At 32.2% G+C, this 20,476-nt stretch carries 15 protein-coding genes; all 15 read left to right on the plus strand.

From position 1 onward, the window contains the following. Positions 1-168 precede the first annotated feature (168 nt). The 15 genes from AACQ14_RS12135 to pfkA all read left to right on the plus strand — a co-directional run bounded on the left by AACQ14_RS12135 (position 169) and on the right by pfkA (position 20,268). On the plus strand, positions 169-1,800 hold the full coding sequence (locus tag AACQ14_RS12135; RefSeq protein ID WP_339363857.1) for a glycoside hydrolase family 13 protein: 1,632 nt from the start codon (positions 169-171) through the stop codon (positions 1,798-1,800). Positions 1,801-2,113: 313 nt separating this feature from the next. After that, positions 2,114-2,356 (plus strand): hypothetical protein, encoded by a 243-nt coding sequence (locus tag AACQ14_RS12140; protein ID WP_339363858.1) that lies wholly within the window; start codon positions 2,114-2,116, stop codon positions 2,354-2,356. Positions 2,357-2,716: 360 nt separating this feature from the next. Beyond that, positions 2,717-3,997 carry an L-cysteine desulfidase family protein gene (locus tag AACQ14_RS12145; RefSeq protein WP_339363859.1) on the plus strand — a complete coding sequence of 427 codons (1,281 nt, stop codon included), beginning with the start codon at positions 2,717-2,719 and terminating at the stop codon, positions 3,995-3,997. A 95-nt stretch (positions 3,998-4,092) separates the two neighbouring features. After that, positions 4,093-5,202, plus strand: a complete 1,110-nt coding sequence (locus AACQ14_RS12150) for an ABC transporter substrate-binding protein (RefSeq protein WP_339363860.1) — start codon at positions 4,093-4,095, stop codon at positions 5,200-5,202. A gap of 66 nt (positions 5,203-5,268) precedes the next feature. Beyond that, positions 5,269-6,144 (plus strand): branched-chain amino acid ABC transporter permease, encoded by an 876-nt coding sequence (locus AACQ14_RS12155; RefSeq protein ID WP_339363861.1) that lies wholly within the window; start codon positions 5,269-5,271, stop codon positions 6,142-6,144. A 3-nt stretch (positions 6,145-6,147) separates the two neighbouring features. Then, positions 6,148-7,203, plus strand: a complete 1,056-nt coding sequence (locus AACQ14_RS12160) for a branched-chain amino acid ABC transporter permease (RefSeq protein WP_339363862.1) — start codon at positions 6,148-6,150, stop codon at positions 7,201-7,203. A gap of 1 nt (position 7,204) precedes the next feature. Next, positions 7,205-7,966 carry an ABC transporter ATP-binding protein gene (locus AACQ14_RS12165; RefSeq protein WP_339363863.1) on the plus strand — a complete coding sequence of 254 codons (762 nt, stop codon included), beginning with the start codon at positions 7,205-7,207 and terminating at the stop codon, positions 7,964-7,966. Between the two features lie 2 nt (positions 7,967-7,968). Then, entirely contained in the window at positions 7,969-8,676 is a 708-nt protein-coding gene (locus AACQ14_RS12170) for an ABC transporter ATP-binding protein (RefSeq protein WP_339363864.1), read from the plus strand. Positions 8,677-8,721: 45 nt separating this feature from the next. After that, positions 8,722-9,192: an L-2-amino-thiazoline-4-carboxylic acid hydrolase gene (locus AACQ14_RS12175; protein ID WP_193774453.1), complete on the plus strand. Its 471-nt coding sequence runs from the start codon at positions 8,722-8,724 to the stop codon at positions 9,190-9,192. A gap of 14 nt (positions 9,193-9,206) precedes the next feature. After that, positions 9,207-10,190 (plus strand): dihydroxyacetone kinase subunit DhaK, encoded by a 984-nt coding sequence (gene dhaK / locus AACQ14_RS12180; protein ID WP_339363865.1) that lies wholly within the window; start codon positions 9,207-9,209, stop codon positions 10,188-10,190. Positions 10,191-10,198: 8 nt separating this feature from the next. Beyond that, positions 10,199-10,837 (plus strand): dihydroxyacetone kinase subunit DhaL, encoded by a 639-nt coding sequence (gene dhaL, locus AACQ14_RS12185; protein ID WP_339363866.1) that lies wholly within the window; start codon positions 10,199-10,201, stop codon positions 10,835-10,837. A gap of 193 nt (positions 10,838-11,030) precedes the next feature. Next, on the plus strand, positions 11,031-12,749 hold the full coding sequence (locus AACQ14_RS12190; protein WP_339363867.1) for a sigma 54-interacting transcriptional regulator: 1,719 nt from the start codon (positions 11,031-11,033) through the stop codon (positions 12,747-12,749). Between the two features lie 599 nt (positions 12,750-13,348). Beyond that, positions 13,349-15,562, plus strand: coding sequence for a methyl-accepting chemotaxis protein (locus AACQ14_RS12195; protein ID WP_339363868.1), 2,214 nt, complete (start codon positions 13,349-13,351; stop codon positions 15,560-15,562). 210 nt (positions 15,563-15,772) lie between these two features. Further along, the gene (locus AACQ14_RS12200) at positions 15,773-19,234 is read left to right on the plus strand and encodes a DNA polymerase III subunit alpha (RefSeq protein WP_339363926.1); all 3,462 of its coding nucleotides are present in this window, start codon (positions 15,773-15,775) and stop codon (positions 19,232-19,234) included. A 56-nt stretch (positions 19,235-19,290) separates the two neighbouring features. Next, positions 19,291-20,268 carry a 6-phosphofructokinase gene (pfkA, locus tag AACQ14_RS12205; RefSeq protein WP_339363869.1) on the plus strand — a complete coding sequence of 326 codons (978 nt, stop codon included), beginning with the start codon at positions 19,291-19,293 and terminating at the stop codon, positions 20,266-20,268. Positions 20,269-20,476: the final 208 nt, after the last annotated feature.

Below are 20,476 nucleotides of genomic sequence, written 5' to 3' on the forward strand. Positions count from 1 at the left end.
AAGAGTTAGTGCATCTTTAAGGAAGGCTTTGATCAAGGGAAAGTCTTAAGAAAAAAAGGATATATGTAAGATAATTAGTATGTTTGTTGTAAGACTTATGAATATATTGACAATATGTATATAGAAATGTAAAATAAGTTATCATATACAATAGAAAGGATGGAAAAAATGCAAAACAATAACCAGCAGCCATGGTGGAAAAACTCAGTAGTATATCAGATATATCCTCGTAGTTTTCAGGATAGTAATGGTGATGGGATAGGAGATCTACAAGGGATTATAGATAGATTAGACTATCTGGAAGAGCTTGGAATTGATGCTATTTGGTTATCGCCAGTTTGTAAATCACCTCAAGATGATAATGGTTATGATATTTCCGATTATATGGACATAGACCCAATGTTTGGAAGTATAAAAGACATGGAGAATCTTATTGCTAGAGCTAATGAGCATAATATAAAGATAATATTGGATTTGGTGTTGAACCATTCTTCTGACGAGCATTCATGGTTTGTGGAAGCAAAGAAGAGTAAAGATAATAAATATCATGACTATTATGTATGGAGAGATGGAGTAAAAGGAGAGCTTCCTAATGATATGAAAGCTTGTTTTGGAGGTTCTTGTTGGGAATGGGTTGAAGAATTAGGTCAATATTATTTTCATCAATTCTCTATAAAACAACCTGACTTGAATTGGGATAATCCAAAAGTTAGAGAAGAAATCTATAATATGATTAATTGGTGGATGGACAAAGGAGTAGGAGGATTCCGTTTAGATGTTATCGATCAGATAGCAAAAGAACCTGACCTTAAGATTACTAATAATGGACCTAAACTACATGATTATATTAGGGAAATGAGTAGAGAAACTTTCCAAAAAGGAGATCTTATTACGGTAGGAGAAGCATGGGGATCAACGCCTTCACTTGCCAAACTATACAGTAATCCAGACAATAGTGAATTCTCTATGGTTTTCCAATTTGAACATATTGGTTTAGACCAAGAAGAAGGCAAAGAAAAATGGGATTTAGCCCCTCTAGACTTTATAAAAATGAAAAAAGTTTTATCTAAATGGCAGGTTGCATTACATGGTTGTGGATGGAATAGTTTATTCTGGAATAATCATGATTTACCAAGAATTGTTTCTCGTTGGGGAAATGATAAGGAATATAGAGTAGAATCTGCTAAGATGCTGGCAACAGTTCTTCATTGTATGCAAGGAACACCTTACATATATCAAGGTGAAGAATTAGGTATGACCAATGTAAAATATCAGGTTGATGAATATCGTGATATAGAAACTTTGAACATATATGAAGAACGTATTCAAAAAGGTTATACTAAAGAAGAAGTAATGAAATCAATCTATGCTAAAGGTAGAGATAATGCAAGAACACCAATGCAATGGGATAGTACAGATAACGCTGGTTTTACAAAAGGGGAACCTTGGATAAAAGTAAATCCTAATTATACTGAGATCAATGCAGAACTAGCATTAAAAGATGATAACTCAATATTTAATTATTATAAAAAATTGATTGCGCTGCGTAAACAATATCCTGTAATTATTGATGGTAAGTTTGAATTACTTCTAGAAGAAGACCCTAATATCTTCGCTTATACAAGAACACTTGAAGATACTGAATTATTGGTTATTTGTAATTTTTACGGTGAAACTATTGAATGTATGATTCCTGAACAATACAAAAAAGACAAGGAATTAATACTTTGTAACTATAAACAATCAGTCAGTGAAGAAGTATTACAACCATATGAAGCAAGAATTTATCTAATGAAATAAATCTATAAGCAATATTGAAAGAAATTAAAAGTGTAAATATCATTATTTATAAGGTTGATATAACCGTTAATCGCATTATAAAAAAATATAAAATTAAGATTATCTCATGATACATTTTATTAGCCCCAGATAAATTATGTTTAGTGAAATTAAGGTGATAGGGTATGTATAATATATATATATAACTACTAGACACATTTGGTTTATCGCTAAACGTATTTTATCGTATAAGGTATAGAAAAACGTATAAGAGATAATCTTTTTTTATACTGGAAGTTTACTTAATGACAAACAAGTTGGTGGAATTTGTGGTGTGTTACTGACAAACCTTACAGCTTGGCTTTCTGGTACATGGTTTGATTTGAATTTAGTTGGTGGAGCATTTCAGAAGATAGCATATTTATTACCTTTTGTTCATGCAGTAGATGCTGGTAAAGCAGCACTGGCAGGTGAATATGCAGAAATTTTTCCTCATATATGGTGGGTCATTGGATATGCTGTCATAATACTTATGCTAGCTTCATACTCATTTAGTAAAAAAATGAAAAATATCTAATATATTATATTGAGCATCATCAGATTAAATCTGGTGGTGTTTTTTAATGCTCTAATATATCTATCCTCAAGTTAGTTCAATATGTATGTAGATATATTTTGTACCCATTAATAAATCTATGTATCTAATTGTGTCTCATAAACGTATCAAAATGATACATTAATACTAAAACAATAACTCTGTACAGAAATACCAAAAGTTGGATATAGCCTAAATTATAATTAAAATGCATAAAAATATTAAAATAATAATAAAATTTATGTTGACAAATGTCAAATAAGTGTGTATTATAAGTACATGAAACAAAAACGAGACTATAGTATCAAAATGATACACAAAGGATTGGAGGGTGCAAGATAGGTGAATTTAGATAAAGTAATATATGAAGGCTATATCGATATTCTAAAACAGGAACTTGTTCCAGCGTTAGGTTGTACAGAGCCAATTGCTATAGCTTATGCAGCAGCTAAATCACGAGAAGTACTTGGGAATTTCCCAAATGAAGTAATTATTAAATGTAGTGGTAATATTATAAAAAACGCAAAATCTGTTATAGTTCCTAATACTGGTAACTTAAAAGGTATTAAAGCAAGTGTCTACGCAGGACTTATAGTAGGAGATTCTAGTAAAGAAATGCAGTTGTTAAATAATCTAACAGATTCGGACATAGAAAAGATAAAAGATTTAATGAATACAGATATGTGCGAAATCGAAATGATTAAGAACGATGCGAACCTACACATTATTGTAGAAGCCAAGTTCAAAGATGAATACTCGTTGGTGGAGATTGTACATACACACGTGAATATCACTAAGATCGAGAAAAATGGAGAAGTATTATTTGAAAAGTCATATACCAAAGATAATTTTAACGAATCATTATCAGATAGAAATATATTAAATGTAAAAGATATCTACGAATTCGCTAAATCAGTGAAGCTGGAAGATGTAAAAGAATTCTTGGATAATCAGGTTGAGTATAATCTAGCAATAGCTAATGAAGGACTAAAAAGTAACTATGGTATCAATATAGGTAATATGCTTATGGAGTGTTTTGGGGATAACATAATTACTAAAGTTAGAGCATATGCAGCTGCTGGATCAGAAGCTAGAATGAGTGGATGCAGTTTACCAGTTGTAACCAATTCTGGTAGTGGAAATCAAGGAATGGCAACATCTTTACCTGTTATCATCTATGCACAGGAAAAAGGATATGACAAAGAAAAGATGTACAGGGCTTTAGTATTAGCCAATCTAATTACAATTCATCAAAAAACTAATTTAGGCAGACTATCAGCATATTGTGGAGCAGTTAATGCAGCTTGTGGTAGTGGAGCTGGTTTGACTTATCTTGAAAATGGAAGCTTAGAACAAATCGAAAAAACAATAACTAACACTCTAGCAAATGTTTCTGGTATTGTATGTGATGGAGCAAAAGCATCATGTGCAGCAAAGATTGCATCTAGTCTGGATGCAGCAATAATGGCTCATTTCCTTGCCATGAAAGGCAATGCTTATGAGGCTGAAACAGGGATTGTAAAAGAAACAGTGGAAAACACTATTTCTGCTATGGGTAGACTTGGGCGTGAAGGTATGAAAGAAACAGACGTGGAAATCCTCAAAATAATGCTTAATAAATAATACCTTGGTGTTTACCCAGTCTGATTTTCATATGTAATATATGAAAAGAGGAAGTACTTAAGTAACTTTATAAATAATAAAAGGAGGAAATATTTATGAAATTAAAAGTATCTGTTTTATTAGTTATAATTCTTATTATGGGTTTATTTACAGGTTGTAAAGGTTCAGACAAGGTTAAGATTGCAGTTGTTGGTCCATTAACTGGTGACTTTGCAGAATATGGTACAGGATTTAAGAACGCTGTACAACTTCAAGTTGATGAATGGAACGAAAAAGGTGGAGTTCTTGGAAAAGAAGTTGAATTAGTTGTATACGATGACAAAAACAATGGTGAAGAAGCTGCTACAATCGCAGAAAAAATAGTTTCTGACAAATCTATAAAAGCAGTTGTTGGTCATTTTGCGAGTGGTGTATGTATGGCTGCATCTCCTAAATACCAAGAAGCAGGTATTGTAGAGATATCACCATCAGCTTCACATCCTGATTATACAAAAGAAGGAGAATTTATCTTTAGAAATAATACTGTCATCAACGTTGAGGCAAAACAAGCAGTTGATTTAGCAGTTGAAACTATAGGTAAGAAAAAAGTGGGAATCTTGGCAGTTAAGACAGACTGGGGTATAAAAACTGCAGAAATCACAAAATCTCTTGTAGAAGAAGCAGGAGGAACTGTGGTTGATTATCAAGAAGTTGTTGATGGAACAATTGATTATAGTCCTAACATTTCTAAATTAAACGATGCTGGTGCAGAAGTAATAATCGTAGCTGCAATGTATAATGCTCTTGCTCCATTCGCATCTCAATACAAAGCTATCAATCCTGATATTGAATTCGTAGGCTTCTCTAATGCTTATAGTCAGCAATTGATTGACCTTGCAAAAGAAAGTGCTGAAAATATTCACTTCCCAACTATTTTCTTCCACGGAAGTACTGACGAGACTGTTTCCAATTTTGTTAATTCTTACAAAGACAAATATGGTTCAATGCCAAGTAGTTTAACAGCTCAAGCATATGACAGTGCGGGAATGATTTTAACATCAATTGAAAGTGCTGGAAAAGCAGATAGAAAAGCTATAAAAGAAGAATTAGCTAAGATTAATTACCCAGGTGTTACTGGAGAAACTAAATTTGATTCTATCGGTGATGCAATGAAAGTATTTACTAAAGTTAAAGTTGAAGATGGTAAATTTGTAGAAGTTAAATAATTAAGATAATATCATGAGTTATGAAAATGATTGATTTAAGCTTCATAGAAACAAGGAGGTGTAAACTTGATATTACAAGAATTGGCCAATGGGTTAACTTTAGGTATGGTTTATGCATTAATTGCAGTAGGATATTCTTTGGTATTTGGTATTTTGAGACTTGTAAACTTTTCACACGGTTCAGTTTATGCATTTGGAGCACATATTACCATGGTTTTTGTAGGGTATAGATTTGGAATTGTACCAGCTTTGTTAATAAGTATTGTAGCAACAGGATTATTAGGGATAACTATTGATAAAGTAGCATTAGCTCCACTTCGTGCCAAAAAATCAAAGGGTATTGCAGCACTTATTACAACAATTGGTATTTCTTATATAATACAGAACCTGTTGATGACTATATTTGGTAGCCAAACAAAGTTTTTCCCGAAACTATTTGATTATGGAACCATAAACATGTTTGGAGTTAAGATTGGTACTACTCAAATATTCATTTTCTTAGTATCCGTTATATTGCTTGGACTACTGACCTACATTATCAAGGGTACTAAAATAGGCCTAGGAATGAGAGCAGTAGAACAAAATCAAAAAGCTGCTAGTTTAATGGGAATAAACGTAAATTTTATAGTAACATTTACATTTTTCCTTGGTGGTGCTTCAGCTGCTATAGCTGGAACATTGATTAGTGGTTATTATCAAATGGTTTACCCTGGTATGGGATATCTTGCAGGACTGAAAGCTTTCTCTGCCGCGGTATTAGGTGGTATTGGAATATTACATGGTTCTATTTTAGGTGGTTTGGTAATAGGAGTTTCAGAAAGTTTTGCTGCAACATATATAGGTGGTGGCTATAGAGATGCCACAGCTTTTATAATACTAATTATTGTACTGCTAATTAAGCCAACAGGTTTATTCGGCAAGAAAGGTATTACAAAGGTGTAGATTATGGGAAAAATAAAATTTTATGAAAAAATTACAAATTATATGGTAGATCTAAAAGAATTTACTGATCGCAATAAAAAGATAGTTTATCCTGTTATTGCTGTACTATTAGCGGTGCTTCCTTTTATAATCAGTTCTCAGTATATTCTTAGAATAGTAATAATGATAGGAGTATATAGCATTTTATCATTATCACTGGGACTCGTTACAGGTTATACTGGACAGATTTCATTAGGACACGCATCATTTTATGCTATTGGTGCCTATGCATCAGCTTTGCTTAGTGTCAACTATGGCCTTAACTTCTTTATAACTGCTCCTATAGCTGCCATATTAGCTGCAATATGTGGACTTCTGTTGGGATTGCCTACATTCAGACTGTCAGGAACATATTTGGCTATTACCACATTAGGATTCATGGAAGTTGTAAGAATGGTATTGTTGAACTGGCAAAGTGTAACAAATGGACCATTGGGTGTTACAAGAATACCTAAGCCATCATTTTTTGGAATAGAATTATCTACTTCAAATGGAGGTTTGTATTACTTGATCCTTGTGTTTGTCATAATAACAACATTTTGTATAGTCGGTATCGTTCGTTCTAGAATGGGTCGAGCATTAATGGCTATCAGAGAAGATGAAATGGCAGCTACAATGATGGGGATAAAAACAACCTATTATAAAGCTATCGCTTTTGTATTATCATCATTTTTCTCAGGTCTTGCAGGAGCGTTTTATGCTCACATGATAAGGTATATAGACCCTAATACATTTACTTTTGATACTTCAATAATGATACTAAGTATAGTTATTCTAGGTGGTATGGGTACTATTGGAGGAATGTTCTTAGGTTCAATGTTGTTGGTTACATTCCCAGAAGTACTTCGATTCTTACAAGAATATAGATTTGTAATGTATGGTGTCATTCTAGTACTTATGATGAGATTCCGTCCACAAGGTATTCTTGGAGGACAGAGAAAGACTAAGTATAAGCTTCCCAAAGGGGTTGTACTTGACATACCTAATAAAGTTATTTCTACAGGGAAGGGTGGTATGTGATATGGCACTCATGGAAGTGAAAAATATATCTAAACATTTTGGTGGTTTGATAGCTGTTAATAAAGTTAACTTTGAAGTAAATGAAGGTGAGATAATTAGTATCATCGGACCTAATGGTGCCGGCAAAACTACACTTTTCAATTTGCTTACAGGGGTTAATCAGTTGACAGAAGGAGAAATCATATTTGAAGGCAAACCTATCCATAACAAAAAACCTCAAGAAATTGTCAAAGCTGGATTAGCAAGAACATTTCAGAATATTAGATTGTTTGGAGATATGAGGGTTATTGAAAATGTTTTGATAGGAATGCATATAAACACAAAATACAGTTTTCTAGATCTACTTTTCAGAACAAAAAAATATAGAGAAGTAGAAAAAGAAAAACATCAAAAAGCAATAGAAATCTTGGATTCAATTGGATTGAAAGATAAGGTACACCATTATGCCAGTAATCTGCCTTATGGTGAACAGAGAAAACTGGAGATAGCTAGAGCTATATCCACCAATGCTAAAATACTGCTTCTAGATGAGCCGGCAGCAGGTATGAATCCTCAGGAATCAGAAGAATTGTTGAATTTTATCAAGAGTCTAAGAGATAAAGGTTATACCATAATACTAATCGAACATGATATGAATGTTGTTATGAATATCTCTGATAGAATTTATGTTATTGATTATGGTAAAAAGATTGCTGAAGGTCTGCCAGCTGAAATAGCTAATAATAAACGCGTTATAGAGGCATATCTGGGAAGGAGTGAATAACAGTGCTGGAAGTAAAAGGTATAAATACACATTATGGTAATATTCACGCTTTAAAAGGTATTGACCTTGAAGTTAAACAAGGAGAGATTGTAACTCTTATAGGAAGTAATGGAGCTGGCAAAAGTACAACAATGGCCACAATAACTGGCTTGCTAAAAGCTACTTCTGGAGAGGTTTGGTTCAAAGGAGAAAACATTACTAATATAGCACCATCTGAAATAGTAAAAAAAGGAATTAGTCTTTCTCCTGAAGGACGTGAGGTTTTTCCAGCATTATCAGTAGAAGAGAACTTGAAACTAGGAGCATTCACTCGTACTAACAAAAAAGAGATAAATGATTCCTATGATAGAGTATATGACCTGTTTCCAAGACTTCTTGAAAGAAAAAAACAGATAGCAGGAACATTATCAGGTGGAGAACAACAGATGTTGGCAATCGGAAGGGCACTGATGTCCATGCCCCAACTTCTTATACTAGATGAACCTTCACTTGGACTTGCACCTAATTTAGTACTATTGATATTTGATCTAATAGAATCAATAAATAAACAAGGTGTCACAGTTTTACTAGTTGAGCAAAATGCTAATATGGCATTATCCATTGCTGATAGAGGTTATGTCTTAGAAACAGGAAAAGTTACTATGACAGACGATGCTCAGATTCTATGTAACAATGAAGCAGTACGAAAAGCATATCTTGGTAGCGTTTAAAATTTAATAATATATCAAAAATCAAAAAAAATGGAGGAATTAAAAATGAGTGAAAAAAAATATACACAACAGGAATTAACAGATGCATTTAGAAGTGCTATTGAGGACAGAGCAAAATGGTTTTATCTATTATCAAAATATACAGATGAAGGCTTTGATAAAATAGCTGAAAAGGCAATAACTGAATTTGGAATCGCTAAAGGTGAAGCTATAGGCGAATGTAAGACTCCAGCTGATTTTGCAAAAGCTATTTTGACAGGACACCCAAGAGAAGCTTTCGCAATGGAACCAGTTAAGATTGATGAAGAAGAGAGTATTATCAAGTTCCATCATTGTGCACTTGTTGAAGCTTGGAAAAAGCTAGGATGTTCAAAAGAAGAAGTAGCACATTTATGTGACCTTGCATGTTATGGTGATTATGGTATGGTAGGAGTTTTCCCAGAGTTGAATCTTGAATTTAAACAACTACTTTCTAGATGTGAAGATTGCTGTGAAATGGTAATTACTAAAAAATAGGAGGCTAGGTGCTGATGAAAAAGATTATAAACAATCCTGACGAAGTCGTAAGTGAAATGCTTCAAGGTTTGGTAAAAGCTAATCCTCAGCTTCAATATTCCAAAGATTTGGAAGTAGTATCTAAGATAGATAAAGAAAACAAAGTAGGCCTTGTATCAGGTGGCGGAAGTGGACATGAACCTGCACATGCAGGTTATGTAGGAAAAGGAATGCTTGATGCTGCTGTAGCTGGAAATGTTTTTGCATCTCCATCACCAGACAGGATATTAAAAGGAATACAAGAAGCAGATGCAGGTGAAGGTGTTCTACTTATCATCAAAAACTACTCAGGAGATATCATGAATTTCTCTATGGCAAAAGATTTGGCTGAGATGGAAGATATAAAAGTTGAGATGGTTGTAGTAAAAGATGATGTTGCAGTAAAAGACAGTACTTATTCAACTGGGCGCAGAGGGATTGCTGGTACAGTATTCGTTCATAAGCTAGCTGGAGCCAAAGCGGCAGCAGGTGGAAGCCTTGATGAAGTGAAAAAAGTTGCAGAGAAGACCATTGCTAATATACGTAGTATGGGTATGGCTATGACTTCATGTATCCTTCCTGGTGTAGGTGTACCTGGTTTCTCATTAGGTGATAATGAAATAGAGATTGGTATGGGAATACATGGCGAACCTGGAGTTGAAAGAACAACTGTGAAAACTGCAGCTGAGCTTGCTGAAATTCTATGCAATAGGATTCTTGAAGACTATGATTATAGTAACAGTGAAGTTGCTGTGATGGTTAACGGTCTTGGAGCTACACCTTTAATGGAACTATATATACTTAATAACGAAGTTGAAAAAATTCTATCAGAGAAAAATATTAAGATACACAAAGCTTTAGTAGGTAATTATATGACAGCACTTGAAATGTCAGGATGCTCAATAACATTATTAAAACTTGACGAGGAATTAATTAATTTGCTGGACGCTCCTTGTGATACCCCAGCTTTGAAAGTTTAGGTGATAATATGAATATTAAAATAACTTCTAAAGAATATGTAGAATATATTGAGTTGGTAACTAAGAAAATAGAAGAGAACAAAGACTATATAACTAAGCTTGATTCCATAACTGGTGACGGTGACCATTGGGTTAATATTAACATGGGTTTCCAGAAACTAGTTGAGAATAAGGAACTATTATTATCATTGAAGCTTGGTGACATGTTCAAAAAAATCGGTATGCTGATTATGAGTACTGTTGGAGGTTCATCAGGAGTTTTATATGGTAGTGCGTTTATAAGTGCTGCAAAAACTATTGGTGACAAAGAAGAAATGGACATCAATCTATTATGTGATGTCTTAGAAGCTGAACTTAATGCAATTATGGAGAGAGGTAATGCAAAACCAAACTTCAAAACTATGATTGACAGTATGTATCCAGCAGTTAACGCATTGAAAGATGCTCTTGATAAGAAGCTTGACGATTATGATGCATTACAAGCAATGAAGCAGGGTGCTATTGATGGAATGAATAGTACAAAAGATATGGAAGCAGTTAGAGGACGTGCTTGCTACCAGCCTAACAAAGGGGTTGGACATCTGGATCCAGGAGCTGTTACCATGTGTTATCAGCTTGAAGTACTAGTTGACTATTTGTGTAAATAAGTAGTATAATGTTACTAAAATATAGCAAATTATGATTTATTATAGGGTAGTTTCTACCCTATTTTTTCCTTATAAGAAACTCCATTGTTTAAGCACATTAAAATTAACTTTTAACAATGTGTAAAGAAGACTTACTAATGGACAAATTGCTTTGCTGAATGAGGCGTAGCCTCTTTTCTTAGGAGGTATTTTTATGTATCTTGTTGAATTAAAAGAAATAGCTTCCAAGTTTGCTGAAACTATATCTAAGATTCTTAATATTGATGTAATTATTGTTGATGATAAATATAATATGATTGGTAATACGTTCTATTACACCGATGAACCAACACCTATAAGTAGATATTCTATGCTAGGTGAGGTTATGCATACTGGTAAAGTAGTTGCAGTTAGCGATAAATCTACTTATAAACATTGTAAGAACTGTCCGGATTTGAAGAAATGTGCTATATCTGGTCTTGTCAGTGTACCTATTTTCTTTGAAAATAAAGTAGTCGGTGCCATTGCACTGTTGGTACCTGTTAATAAGACTAGTCCTGTTTTTGAAAATCTACAAAACTCTATAGAATTTCTTGAAAGAATGTCGGACTTGCTTAGTTCAAAACTTAATAGTATAGATAATTATAATAAGCTTAATGTTATAAAAAAAGAGCGGGAAATCATCATTAATATGATAGAAGATGCCTTAGTTCTTATTAATAACAAAAAAGAGGTTGTTCATTATAATCAACAGTTCGAGAAATATTTTAAGATAGAAAAAGACATCACAGGTGATAACATTGAACAAATAATTGACCATCAACTAATCCATGAGACGATGATATTCAGAGAAGATTTCTCATACAAAGTTTTTTCTTATGATAAAGGAAACAACAGTTTTTATGGATTTATATCCAGTAGGAATATCATAATAAATGGTATTGATCATGGAATGCTTTTAACATTTAAAAGTATTGGAAAAGTATATAACGCTCTGAATGAAATAATGGATAATAAAGTTAATATATCATTTGATACCCTATTAGGTAATGACCCTGTTTTTGTAGATCAGATTAATAAGGCAAAACAGTTGTCTGTAACATCTGAAAATATATTGATATGTGGTAATCCGGGTCTAGGAAAGTCTGTTTTATCAAGGGCTATCCATAATTTTTCTGATAGGTCGAACCAATATTTTTTATATGTGGATTGTGAAAACATCCCTTATGAACTTTTGGAACATGAGATTTTTGGTAGTGAAAATGAAACTACAGTTCTTAACCCTAGTATTGGTAAACTTAGAATGGCACATAAAGGTACTATATTCTTTAAAAATATCTCTGAAATGCCTTTGTATCTACAAAAAAGATTAGTTGAAGTAATAAAGACCAAGCAAATAAAATTAGGAACATACAAAGGATTTAACCTAGATATCAGAATGATTTTTGATACAAGTCAAGATTTGACTTCTCTTGTAAAACAAGGAAGTTTCGACGAGGAACTTTATTATAGGATTTCAAAAAATACTATAACTATACCATCCCTTGAAGAACGTAAAGGTGATATAAAAATCATAGTAGATAATACATTGAATAAACTTAAAAACAAGTATATGAAGAAAAATCTACTGATACAAGAAGAAGTATTGGATATGATGTATAATTATAGTTGGCCCAATAATGTTCGTGAAATAGAAAAGGTAATGGAGAGAATCATTTGTAACAGTGATTCTGATGTAATAACATCAGAAGATGTAAAACACTTGAATTTTGCAAGTGATAGCAATAAAGAAATAATGAATGTAGAAGATATGGAAAAAGAACTAATAATAAAGATGATGAAAAAATATAAATCCAAAAACCAAGTAGCAGAAGCTATGGGTATAGGTAGAGCAACACTATATAGAAAATTGAAAAAATATGAGCTTAATTAATTTTATAACTAAAGAAAAAATGGGCTGTTTCATAATATATTTTTATAGCTGTAAGCTAAATGAATATATTATGAGATAGCCCTTTATTGTTATAGGAAACTTCCTACGGAAGACGTGACGTTGTCACTTTTCTTGCGTAAAAAAATACGATAGTACTAAGGGAAACTATCGCAAAATACTGTTTATTAAATTACTAAAGGATTATATTATTATACAATAAAATTAACTGTTTGTCAAATTTTGTTGTAGATAATATAATTATGACAATTTATGCAATAAAAAGTATATTAATAAATTATTATAGTAATAAAAATGGCATATTGGAGTGTAGGTATTGTAATTTATGCTAGTAGGACTAAAGACTTAAATTATATTTTTGTTATAAATATAATTTTTAATAAATTTAACTAATTAGTCAAAAAAATAAATTATTTATAGTAAATATTACTATAACTACTTAATGATTATCCAATATCTATGGCATTTGTTAATTAATATTTGAATATAAATTATACAATATGTTACAAAAATAGATGAAATATACTTAAAAATAACAATATAATTGCATTATATAGTATATGATAGTATAATATTGATATATGAAAAATATGGAAATTTTAACAAATGACAAACTAGATGGGATGGGTGATTTTGTGAAACTTAAGAGAAATAATAAAATAAAATTCTCTAAAAAAGCTAAACGGTCTAAGGTGGTAACTAATAAATCTATTAATGAAAAAATTAAAAATAAAAAAGTAAAAGAACAAGAAAAAGTGAAAAGTATCAAAACCTATAATAAAGCGATAAGAGAACGATTTCCATTAAAGCTGAAGTTAACAATTTCACATACTCTTGCAGCAATACTACCTATATTGATAATATCATTAGTTATCTTAGGATTAGTTAAAGATACAATGATAAGCCAAGTAAAGAGTAATAATGCAAAATTAATTAATAGCATAAACGAAAATATAAATATGAAATTAAAAGAAATAGAGAATACGTCAATGGTTATCATGAGCGATGATTCTCTTGTTAAGACAGTGTCCAAGAGCAAGGATGATTATGAAAACCTATTTGATATGTTAAAAGAAAGAGATTCGTTAATCAATGAGAAACTATTCTCTATACAGTATTCCAATACAAGCATTCAAAACATTATAATTGTTAAGAAAGATGAAACCATAGAATGTAGAGCTACTCATGGTAAGATATCAGAAGGTTTCTTTGATAGTGACATTTATAAAACGGTAAGTGAAGCTAGAGGCAGGGCGGTATGGTTAAGCAATGTCTATGATAATCCAGAAAGCATTTATTTAATGAGGAAATTGACTAGAATATCAACTGCACATGAAATTGGTGTATTGATAATTGAAGTCAAGAAATCATATCTAACAGAAGTCTTTGAAAATGCTGAGGATAAAACAGATGAATTCATTATCGATGAGAATGGAGTTATTGTATATAATGCTGACGCAGGGAAGTTAGGACAACCTTTCGAAGAGTTTGAAGATATAACAAAAAGAATAAATGGAGAAGAGGAAGTAGTTAGTGACAATTTTAACCTCTATGGTAAGATGACTTCGTACATAAGATGTAGTAATAATTGGTTCTTTGTGGAACAAATATCTAATAAAGAATTTTTAGGAATTGTAGATGAAACTAAAAGTATAATTATATGGCTTTGCCTTGGGATAAGTGTTCTTGCCATTATATTATCCAGCATAGTATCATTGAACATCAGTTATCCTATTAAATACATCAGAAATAAAATGAAATTAGTAGAAGATGGTGACCTTACAGCGGTATCTAATATAAAAGGTAAATACGATATGGGTCAGTTATCTCATAGTTATAACATGATGCTGCAAAGTACTAAGAACCTCATTAATAATAATAGAGATTTAACCAAGGTAGTATCAGATAATTCGGATCAGGTTGCAGAAATAGCTAGACATTCTGCTGCTGGTTCAAGAGAAGTTACTATAGCTGTTGAATCTGTTTCACAAGGTGCAATGGAACAAGCAAGAGATGCAGAAAAGGCAGCAAATATTGTTAAGAAGTTTATTGACAAGTTCAATGAAACAGAAGATTACTTCAATAAAGTTGTTGAGGCTACGGAAGATACAAAAGAAACAAGTGTACAAGCTACAAATATAATTAAAGAATTGAATGATAGTACATTAGATGCAACAAAATTATCTAATAATTTTAGAAAAGATATTTTAAGTTTAGTGGATAAATTCAAAGAGATATTAAATATAATTGGACTTATTGATGGAATCAGTGAACAATCAAATCTTCTTGCACTTAATGCAGCTATTGAAGCAGCGAGGGCAGGAGAAGCAGGAAAAGGATTCGCAGTTGTTGCTGATGAAGTAAGAAAGCTTGCTGTACAATCAAAAGATGCTGCAAAAGATATATCATTGATAGTTGGAAAAGTACATACTGCCACTAGCGAAACAGCAAAAATGATAGAAGAAGGCGGAAATATTTTTGTAAGACAGCAGGAAGCAGTTAATAAAACAGATGATGCATTTAGTATTATCGTTAAGAATATGGATCAAATAAAAATTAAAGTGGATCAAGTATTTGAAATGTTAGCAGGATTTGATGAAATCCAAGATGAGGCAATAACTTCCATAACTAGTATAGCATCTATAGCTCAAGAATCAGCAGCAGCCATAGAAGAAGTATTAGCTACTGGAGAAGAACAAACATCCTCAGCAGAACAGCTTGTTAATATGTCAGGTGATTTAGCTAAGGTTATTGAAGAGATGAATAGCAGTCTAGATGAATTTAAAATAGATTAACAAAAATGGAGCCTTGTCTATGGCTCCTTTTTTGTATCATAATATTGTTCCTTTCCACATTATATGATAAAATTAGTTAACATGAAATATTTATAAATATTATACATATTAGACTAATATAAACTGTTGATTGTAGATCAACCATGAGTATAGATTGTTAATTTATTTAGAGTAGTTAGGGTGTGATTTTATATGGTTGTACAAAATAAAATGAATTTTACACATCTCCATGTCCATACAGAATATAGCTTACTGGATGGCTCTAGTAAGATACAAGAACTTATAGCTAGAACAAAAGAATTAGGTATGGATAGTATAGCTATAACGGACCATGGTGTAATGTATGGTGTTATAGATTTTTACAGAGCTGCAAAAAGTGAAGGAATCAAGCCCATAATTGGTTGTGAAGTGTATGTAGCTGCTAGAAAAAGAACAGATAAAGACTCCCATCTTGATTCCACATTCTATCATCTTGTTCTATTAGCCGAAAACCAAGTAGGATATAAAAATTTGATGAAGCTAGTATCAAAAGCTTTTGTAGAAGGTTTTTATTATAAACCAAGAATAGATCTGGAAATACTTGAAAAGTATAGTGAAGGGATAATTGGAACAAGTGCCTGTCTAGGTGGACAAGTGCAGTCAGCTATATTAAATGTATCTTATGATAAGGCTAAAGAGATAGCACTTAGATATAATGAAATACTAGGACAAGGTAATTTTTATTTAGAATTACAAGATCATGGATACAAAGAGCAGAAACAGGTTAATCAAGAGCTCATCAGACTTAGCAAAGAAACAGGAATACCTCTTATTGCAAGTAATGATGTCCATTATACTTTCAAAGAAGATAGTAAAGCACATGATATATTGTTATGTATCCAAACTAACAAAAAAGTTAATGATGAAGATAGAATGAGGTATAAAGGCGGACAATTCTATTTGAAGTCTCCAGAAGAAATGTATGAACTGTTCCCTTATGCCAAGGAAGCCCTTCAAAATACATATGAGATAGCAAAAAGATGTAACGTTGAATTTGAATTCGGTAACACCAAATTACCAAAATTTGATGTACCAAAAGAATATGATGCAAAATCTTATCTAAGAAAACTTTGTCAAGATGGTCTCATAACAAGATATAAAGAACCTTCCAAGGAATTACAGGAAAGGCTTGATTATGAGCTTTCAGTAATTGAACAAATGGGTTATGTAGATTATTTCTTGATAGTTTGGGATTTCATAAGATATGCAAAAGATAATGAAATTATGGTAGGTCCAGGTAGAGGATCAGCAGCTGGAAGTATTGTATCGTACACTCTAAGAATTACTGATATTGACCCTATCAAATATAATCTGATTTTTGAGAGATTCCTCAATCCAGAACGTGTCAGCATGCCTGATATTGATATTGACTTTTGTTATGAAAGAAGACAAGAGGTAATTGATTATGTTGTAGAAAAATATGGGGAAGAGAAAGTGGCTCAGATTATTACATTTGGTACAATGGCAGCTAGAGCAGTTATTAGAGATGTAGGTAGAGCACTTGACCTTCCATATGCACAAGTTGATAAAGTAGCTAAGATGATTCCATCAGAATTAGGAATCAATATTAAGAGAGCGCTGAAAATTAATAGTGAACTAAGTGATCTATATGAAGAAGATGAAGAAACCAAATACTTGATTGATATGTCTATGAGATTAGAAGGGTTGCCAAGACATAGTTCGACTCATGCAGCTGGTGTAGTTATATGTCAGGAACCTGTTATGGAATACGTACCTCTTAATGCTAATGATGGTGCTATTACAACCCAATTCACTATGACAACTCTAGAAGAATTAGGACTTCTAAAAATGGATTTCTTGGGACTTAGGACATTAACAGTAATCCAGAATGCCTTTAAACAGATAACTTATAGAGGAATTGATATAACTGTAGAAGATATAGATTATAATGACAAAGAAGTCTATGAACTTATAGGTTCAGGAAAAACCGAAGGTATCTTCCAATTGGAAAGTGCCGGCATGAAAAGCTTTATGAAGGAGCTAAGACCTGAGAGTCTAGAAGATATTATAGCTGGAATCTCTCTATATAGACCAGGTCCAATGGATTTCATACCAAAATACATAAAAGGTAAACATAATCCTGAAAAAATAGAATATACTTGTGCTGAACTTGAACCTATCTTACAGCCTACATATGGTTGTATAGTATATCAAGAACAAGTTATGCAGATTGTTAGAGACCTAGCAGGATATACATTAGGCAGAAGTGACTTGGTTCGTAGAGCTATGTCTAAGAAAAAAGCCAAAGTCATGGAAAAAGAACGACAGAACTTTATCTATGGTAATGAAAAAGAAAATGTGAAAGGCTGTATCAATAACGGTATTCCTGAAAAAGTTGCGGGTAAAATCTTTGATGAAATGATTGACTTTGCAAAATACGCTTTTAATAAATCCCATGCAGCAGCTTACGCTGTAGTAGCTTATCAAACAGCATGGTTAAAAAAATATTATCCTGTTGAATTTATGGCGGCATTACTTACCTCTGTTATGTATAATTCAGCCAAAGTATCTGAATATATAGGAACTTGCAGGAATATGGGAATACAGTTACTCCCACCAGATGTCAATGAAGGATACGCAGACTTCTCAGTATCAGATGGCAAAATAAGATATGGGCTTGCAGCCATTAAAAATGTAGGGAAATCTGCCATAAAATCTCTTGTGGCTGAAAGAAAAGAAAATGGTGACTACATTAGTATAACTAATTTCTGCGAAAGATTAGCAGGTAATGACCTCAATAAAAGGATGATTGAGAGTTTAATAAAAGCTGGTGCTTTTGATTCATTAAAAGGAACAAGGAAACAATATATGCACTCATATAAAGCAATAATGGATGGCATAATCCAAACTAAAAAAAGAAGCATTGAAGGTCAAATCAATTTATTTGATTTTGCTACTGATGAAGAAACAGGTAAGAATCAATTTGATGAGCAATTACCTGATGTTGGAGAGTTTCCAGAAGAAGCATTATTGGCTAATGAAAAAGAAGTGTTGGGAATATATCTAAGTGGTCATCCATTAGAAAAATACAAAGAAGAAATCAATAGCTTGACCAATGTACGCAGTAGTGATTTTGTTTATTCAGAAGATGAACAGGTAATCAGCAAGTTATATGATGGACAAGAAGTAGTCATAGGTGGAATGATTACATACAAGACAGTAAAATCAACAAGAAATAATAAAATGATGGCATTCATAACTCTAGAAGATCTTTATGGAATGGTTGAAATCATAATATTCCCTAATGATTATGAGAAGAATAAGAACATAATAAATGAAGATGAAAAGATATTTGTAAAAGGTAGAGTAAGTATAGTTGATGAACAAGACTCAAAGATTATCCTTCAAAGGATAATACCTTTTGAAAATGTAAAAAACAATCTATATATCAAAGTCAAAGATTTCAAGACCTACAAAGAATTATATGGGCAGATTGTTAAACCTATATCTGAATACAAAGGTGAAGATAAAGTAATTATATATCTAGAGAAAGAAAAAACAATTAAAAAATTACAAAATAACTATAACGTCAATATAAATAACGAATTATTGACAAAATTAAAATTGATTTTAGGGCAAGAATGTGTTAAGGTAAAGAGAATATTAAATTAAAAAACTAATAAAAAATTAAATAAAACTTTAAATACATGTGACATGGAGGTAAATATATGGCTAAACAAATTAACACAATTGGAGTACTTACTAGTGGTGGAGATGCACCAGGAATGAATGCAACAATAAGAGCTGTTGTAAGGACTGCACTATCAAAAGGTAAAAAAGTTGTAGGTATAAAAAGAGGTTATAATGGATTGATTTCTGGAGATATCCACGAAATGGGTTCAAAAGATGTATCAGACATCATTCAAAGAGGTGGAACAATACTTCATACAGCACGTTGTCTGGAATTCATCAAACCTGAAGGACAAAAACGTGGAGCAGAGATGTGTAAAGTATTCGGTATTGATGGATTAGTAGTCATTGGTGGAGACGGTTCCTTCAAAGGAGCTGAAAAACTAGCAGGACTTGGAATCAATACTATCGGTGTACCAGGAACAATTGACTTGGATATCGCATGTACAGATTATACAATTGGTTTTGATACAGCCGTTAATACAGCGATGGAAGCAATAGACAAAGTAAGAGATACTTCTACTTCCCATGAAAGATGTTCAGTTGTTGAAGTTATGGGAAGAGATGCTGGATATATTGCATTATGGTGTGGAATCACTAATGGTGCAGAAGCAGTACTCTTACCAGAAAAGAAAAATATGTCCCAAGAAGAATTAATTAGAATGATAATAGAAAACAGAAACAAAGGTAAGAGACATAACTTAATCATTAATGCTGAAGGATCTTCCGAAGACTCAGTTAAACTAGCTAAGAAGATTGAAGAAGTAACAGGAATATCAACAAGAGCAACTATACTAGGTCACCTACAAAGAGGAGGAAGTCCTAGTGCTGTAGATAGAATGCATGCATCCATGATGGGTTCAATTGCAGTTGACTTACTATGTGAAGGCAAAAGCAACAGAGTAGTAGCTTACAAAGAAGGCAAGTACCTAGATTATGATATCAACGAAGCATTAGAAATGCAAAAATCAATTAGCGAAAAAAGATACGATTTAAGTAAGATTCTATCAATATAAAATATAAATAATATACAGAAACATCTAAGCAGAGAATTTATTTCTCTGCTTTTTTATGAAAATGATACTTTTTAAAAAACATTTTAATATATGTAAAGGAATTATTCTAACGACTGCGTTATATAAGGTAAACTATCAATATATGTTTTGTAATGTATGAGCCGATTATTTTTTGCATTAGTATTTATTGAGAATTTTATTACAAAAT

This window comes from Vallitalea maricola (genome assembly GCF_036985595.1).
Lineage (GTDB): Bacteria > Bacillota > Clostridia > Lachnospirales > Vallitaleaceae > Vallitalea > Vallitalea maricola.